Source organism: Carnobacterium sp., from assembly GCF_032094055.1.
In the GTDB taxonomy this organism is placed as follows: Bacteria; Bacillota; Bacilli; order Lactobacillales; family Carnobacteriaceae; genus Carnobacterium_A.
Genome location: NZ_DAMDAK010000009.1, coordinates 34,281 through 36,803 on the forward strand (window position 1 = coordinate 34,281; position 2,523 = coordinate 36,803).

Here is a 2,523-nt window from a genome sequence, read left to right on the forward strand (position 1 = left end):
AACTATTAGGAGTAAAAGCCGGAGATGAAATTAGATTTATTATTAATGTGGAGGGTAAAGTTGAGATAGAAAAAGTAGAAACACATGTCAATGACTTAGATATATCAGCTGACTTTCTTCAAGCATTGAATAGAGGAATGACTAAATATGATGAAGCTTTGAAACAGTTGGTTGAGAGATGATAAGGTATTTAAGCGAAAAGGAAATTATCCTGATTAATGTAATTCAGATTGAAACTTACAGCAATCAAGAACAAGTAGGGGTGAAAGAACCATCTGCATTAAATATGTGTTTAGAACAACCCAAACAAGAAGTGTTTGGAGAAATATTATACCCAACGGTTGAAGATAAAGCGGCGATATTGTTTGAGTTGTTGATTAATAAAAATTGTTTTTATAATGCGAATAAGAGAACTGCTTCAATGGCTTTATATACATTTTTAGAGTTGAATGAGATAGATTTAGCAGCTGAACAAAATGAGCTGGTAGAGTTTGCAGTATCCATTGCTAAGAAGCGAGGAAAAGAACAGACGACTCATGAAGATATAGTAGAATGGATAAAGAAACACAGTAGAAAAAAATAGGAGAATCCTATAAAAGGTTCTCTTTTTTTGTAGAGTAATATAGATAATAATGATTATAATGTGGGGAGTAAGATTTAAACTATTTTTTTACTTTATAAAGGAGCGTTGAGTCTTGGAATCATTAGAATTAATCGAAAAGTTAGTTTCAAACAGCGAAAAGCATCGTATGATAAATCTCCAAGAAGAACATCAAAATAAAGAGTATGAAGGTCTTACATTTAACATTGAACAGCACACGTTCAGAAGTCGATTAGCTAAGAAGACCCCAAAGAAAAAAGGGTATTTTGTAGTTTTTTGGGAAAAAGATAAAGATAATAAGAATCAACCATATGCGTTTGACAATATGCCAGAAAAATTAATTGTTTCGATTATAGATAATCATCTGATAGGTCAATTTGTTTTTCCAAAATTACTATTATTAGAAAAGGGTATTTTAAAAAGCGAAAATGATAAAGGAAAAATGGCGATGAGAGTTTATCCTTCATGGGAAAATGAATTAAACAATTCTGCAAGAAAAACTCAAAAATGGCAGGAAACCTATTTTATAAATCTATCAAACGAAATAGATACTCAACGGGCTGCAGCGTTATATTTCACGTGAAATTAAATAGTAAATCAAGATATGCGAAGCACTACCTTTAATTATTGAAAGCAATCGTTTTCCAGTACGGGTAGTTAAAAAAGCTCCTAAAGGCATAACAAATATGATGTCGTTTCTGCCTTTAGGAGCACGTTAAGAAAATAACCAATAAATCGGAAAGAGAGGGAAGACAAAAGTCTCTCTCTTTCAGTGACTATATATGTTAACGAGAAAGAGTCTTTTTACTTCTGTATTTTAAATAGATATCTTCAAGATGGTAATAACCAATCCCAATGATAATACAGACTACAAGATTAACAAGAAACAATTCTTCGTGCTTATCAATAAACGAAGCGGAGATCCAAAAATAAACCATTTGAACAATAAAAATATGATACGACTTTTTACCGAGTTGTGCTAAACCTTCATAGAGCATGTTCCATTTTATTTTTGGCAAATAAATCAAACCGAGATGAAAGAGCAGCAAAGGGTAAAAGAACGTTAGAGGATCTTGTCCTTTCCAAGCAGTATTAAATGAAAAAAGCGGCACTTCATAATTAAAATAATGAACTAAAACAAGATATGGAATACTCAATAAAGCACCGACTGTAATAAGCTGCAGGCTTTTTTTGTCTTTTTGAACAAAGTAATACCAAATACCTAATGAAATGGCAAAAAGGTAACGGAAAAAAAGCAAGCGGTAAATAAATGAAGGTAATCCAAAAGTATCGCTGGCAAATTCAAAAATCAGGTTAAAAGTAAAACTCAAAACAAGCATGAGATGGTGATTTTTTTTAGCTAAATAAAATAAAAAAGGCAAGAAAAAAACAATTTGAATCATGATGGAAACAAAAAATCCACCATAACCGCCACGTCCGAATAGATAAAAGAACACATTGGCTTCTCTGCCAATAAACGGTGCAATGATAATCTGAAAAAGATAAGCAACTAGCGCGGGCAGTAAAATGCGTTTCAATTTTTTGAACAGCAGATTGGGCTGATACAGCACCGCTAAAGATTCTATTCCTTTTCGTTCATAAGACATCGTATGGTTATAACCAGTAATAATCAGAAATAAAGGTACGGCTTGTTGAATATAAAAAGGGCCGCCGAAGCTTAATAACGTTTTATTTGTAAAGCTATGAATTACAATGACAAAAAGGATAGCCAATCCTTTAATAATGTCGATCGTTCGGTTGTATTTCAAAAAAAGTCCCCCTGTTCTCTGTCTATTATGAGACATTTGGACTTATTTGGAAAGTATTTTGCTGGAAGGCGGATCAATCAAGCAAATAAAATTAAAGAAATAATAAAATACTGGTCATTAACAGAAGCGAAATAATGATACTAGCAGATGAAA

Annotated in this window: 4 protein-coding genes; 3 read left to right on the forward strand and 1 reads right to left on the reverse strand. The window is 32.2% G+C overall.

The features are described 5' to 3' along the window. The 3 genes from RT405_RS02680 to RT405_RS02690 all read left to right on the forward strand — a co-directional run. The coding region (locus RT405_RS02680) for a hypothetical protein (RefSeq protein ID WP_313467333.1) at positions 1-182 on the forward strand (182 nt) is incomplete at its 5' end. Then, positions 179-583, forward strand: a complete 405-nt coding sequence (locus tag RT405_RS02685; protein ID WP_313467335.1) for a type II toxin-antitoxin system death-on-curing family toxin — start codon at positions 179-181, stop codon at positions 581-583. The genes RT405_RS02680 and RT405_RS02685, both read left to right, overlap by 4 nt. A 112-nt stretch (positions 584-695) precedes the next feature. Then, the gene (locus tag RT405_RS02690; protein WP_396163112.1) at positions 696-1,184 is read left to right on the forward strand and encodes a MepB family protein; all 489 of its coding nucleotides are present in this window, start codon (positions 696-698) and stop codon (positions 1,182-1,184) included. Positions 1,185-1,386: 202 nt separating this feature from the next. On the opposite strand, the gene RT405_RS02695 is transcribed toward RT405_RS02690, so the two are convergent. Then, the gene (locus tag RT405_RS02695) at positions 1,387-2,370 is read right to left on the reverse strand and encodes an acyltransferase family protein (RefSeq protein WP_313467337.1); all 984 of its coding nucleotides are present in this window, start codon (positions 2,368-2,370) and stop codon (positions 1,387-1,389) included. Positions 2,371-2,523: the final 153 nt, after the last annotated feature.